Origin of the sequence: Microbacterium sp. (assembly GCF_031178525.1) — a bacterium.
Lineage (GTDB): Bacteria > Actinomycetota > Actinomycetes > Actinomycetales > Microbacteriaceae > Microbacterium.
On sequence record NZ_JAPSJA010000280.1, the window covers coordinates 1 to 3001 of the forward strand.

A 3001-nucleotide genomic window follows, 5' to 3' on the forward strand; every position below is an offset into this window, starting at 1 on the left:
AGCCCATGAACTGCCCGATGCACATCCTGATCTACAAGGAGCGGGCGCGCAGCTACCGCGATCTGCCGCTGCGCTTCGCGGAGAACGGCACGGTGTACCGCAACGAGCTCTCGGGCGCGCTGCACGGTCTGACCCGCGTGCGCGGCTTCACGCAGGACGACGCGCATCTTTTCGTGACCCCCGATCAGCTCGAGGCCGAGACCACCAAGGTGCTCGAGTTCGTGCTCTCGCTGCTGAAGGACTTCGGCCTGACCGACTTCCGACTCGAGCTGTCGATGCGCGACGACGAGAAGGACAAGTGGATCGGCGACGAGGCGGTGTGGGAGACCGCGACCGACGCCCTGCGACGCGTCGCGGTCGCCACGGGGCTCGATCTCATCGAGGAGCCGGGCGAGGCCGCGTTCTACGGCCCCAAGATCGACCTCAAGGTCACCGACGCGATCGGCCGCTCGTGGCAGCTGTCGACCGTGCAGCTCGACTTCAACCTGCCCGAGCGGTTCGAACTCGAGTTCACCGACCGCGACGGCTCCAAGCAGCGCCCGATCATGATCCACCGCGCCCTGTTCGGGTCGATCGAGCGCTTCTTCGCGATCCTGCTCGAGCACTACGCGGGCGACTTCCCGCTGTGGCTCGCGCCCGTGCAGATCATGGGCGTGCCGGTCGCCGACGAGTACAGCGAGTACCTGGACGGAGCCGTGGCCCGGCTGCGCGCCGCGGGCGCGCGTGCCGAGGTGGATCACTCGGACGACCGGATGCAGAAGAAGATCCGCACGCACACCACGTCGAAGGTGCCGCTGCTGCTGATCGCGGGCGAGCAGGATCGGGCCGCGGGCACGGTCTCCTTCCGGTTCCGCGACGGCTCGCAGCGCAACGGCGTGCCGATCGACGAGGCCGTCGGGCTCGTGACGAAGGCGATCGACGCGAAGGCGCTGATCTCGACGGCGGACGACCTCGCGTGATCGGGCCCGTCCGGTGACGGAGATGGAGAGCGCCGCCGACTTCGCCGCGGTCCCGGACGAGTTCCAGCGCCTCTGGACGCCGCACCGCATGGCGTACATCGCGGCGGGCGCCGACGTGAATCGCGGATCCGGGTGCCCGTTCTGCGCGGCCCCTGAGCGGGACGACGAGTCGGCACTCATCGTGCACAGGGGGACGCACGCCTTCGTGCTGCTGAACCTGTTCCCGTACAACTCCGGCCACCTGCTCGTGTGCCCCTATCGCCACGTCGGGCTGTACGACGAGGCGACGGCAGAGGAGGCCGCCGAGATCGCCGCCCTGACGCAGACCGCCATGCGCGTGCTGCGTCAGGTGTCGCGCTGCGACGGGTTCAACATCGGCATGAACCAGGGCCACGTGGCGGGGGCCGGCGTCGAGGAGCATCTGCACCAGCACGTCGTCCCGCGGTGGGGGAGCGACGCGAACTTCTTCCCGATCATCGCCAAGACCAAGGCTCTGCCACAGCTGCTGGGCGACGTCCGACGCACGATCGCCGACGCCTGGCCGGTCTAGCCCGGCGCCGCCTGGACGGTCTTCCCGCGGGCCGGGTCACCCGGCGGCGGCGATGGCGGCCGCGAGGTCGGCAACGAGCGCATCGGCCTCGGTCTGCGTCAGGTCGTGCACGGTGAGGCGCACGTGCGGCTCGGCGTGCGCGTCGCCCAGGAAGAACTCGTCGCCCGGCCGGGCGATCCATCCGCGGCGGCGCAGCTCGTCGACGACGTGGGCCGAAGGCGCGGGGACGGGCACCCACAGGCTGAGGCCGTCGCCGGGGGCGACCTGGATGCCGATGGATGCGAGCCGCGCTGCGAACGCCGCGTTGCGCTCGGCATAGTGGGCCCCGGCTCGCCGGATGAGCTCGCGCGCGTCCGGATCCGTCAGGATTGCGTGCGCGAGCCGCTGCAGCAGGTGACTGACCCATGTCGTGCCCGAGCTGAGGCGCAGCGAGAGCCGGTCGGCCGTGTGCGGATCGGAGGCGGTCACGGCGAGGCACATGTCGGGACCGAGGAACTTCGACACCGAGCGGACGAGTGCCCAACGGCGATGATCCGGGCCGACGATCGAGCGGAACGGCTGCCGCGACAACAGCGAGAAGTGATCGTCCTCGATCACCAGTACGAACGGATGATCCGCCAGCACCGCGCGCAGCTCGCGCGCACGACGCTCCGAGAGCCCGGCTCCGGTCGGGTTCTGCGCGCGGGGCGTGCAGATCACGGCGCGCACGCCCTGCGCGAGCGCGGCGCGCAGGCCCTCGACCGTCATGCCCTCCGCGTCGACAGGCACGGGCACCGCGCGATACCCCGCGAGCCGCACTGTATGGATGTTCGCGAGCCAGCACGGATCCTCGAGCGCGATCGCGTCGTCCCGGGTCAGGGCCTGAGCGAGCAGCCGCTCGACGGCGTCCACCGCGCCGCTCGTCAGCGTCAGGCGCAGATCGGCCGGCGCCACGTCCGCCGACAGCCATGCGAGAGCCGCCGCCTCCAGCTCGGGATCGATCACGGGCTCGCCGTACAGGACGGGGCGGCCGGCGAGAGCGGTGAGGTAGCGGGTGGGCTGAGGGATCCACGCCGGGTCCGGGTTGCCCGCTCCCACGTCGCGTGCGCTCTCGACCTCGTGGTCACCGGAAGTCGCGAATCCCTCCCGTGCGACCGGTGCGGGATGCGCGATGCGCGTGCCCGCGCGCCCGCCCGCGACCACGATCCCCGAGCGGCTCAGCAGCCGATAGGCCGCGACGGCGGTGTTGCGGTTGACGCCCAGCCGGTCAGCGAGCGTCCGCACCGGCGGAAGAGGGTCGCCCGGAGACAGCGCGCCGCGCTCGAGCAAGGCACGCACGCTCGCCGCGATCTCGGCGGCGGTGCGTCCCTCGATTGCGATCGCGATGTCATCCATCCCGACGAGTGTACGGGGCCGTGCTACGGTTTGGCCTAGGTCGAACAAAGGCCTATGCCAAAGAGCCCGTCGGGGCTGACAGGAGGAGCACAGTGAGCACCGCGACCACCGGAACCGG

3 protein-coding genes are annotated in these 3001 nt (G+C 70.9%); 2 read left to right on the plus strand and 1 reads right to left on the minus strand.

Features of this window, described 5'->3' with window-relative positions; genetic code table 11:
* Together thrS and RIF89_RS13140 are read left to right on the plus strand one after the other, a co-directional pair.
* The coding region (gene thrS, locus RIF89_RS13135) for a threonine--tRNA ligase (protein ID WP_309069543.1) at window positions 1-959 on the plus strand (959 nt) is incomplete at its 5' end.
* A 22-nt stretch (window positions 960-981) separates the two neighbouring features.
* Window positions 982-1509: an HIT domain-containing protein gene (locus RIF89_RS13140; protein WP_309069544.1), complete on the plus strand. Its 528-nt coding sequence runs from the start codon at window positions 982-984 to the stop codon at window positions 1507-1509.
* 36 nt (window positions 1510-1545) lie between these two features.
* On the opposite strand, the gene RIF89_RS13145 is transcribed toward RIF89_RS13140, so the two are convergent.
* Window positions 1546-2883: an aminotransferase class I/II-fold pyridoxal phosphate-dependent enzyme gene (locus tag RIF89_RS13145; protein ID WP_309069545.1), complete on the minus strand. Its 1338-nt coding sequence runs from the start codon at window positions 2881-2883 to the stop codon at window positions 1546-1548.
* Window positions 2884-3001: the final 118 nt, after the last annotated feature.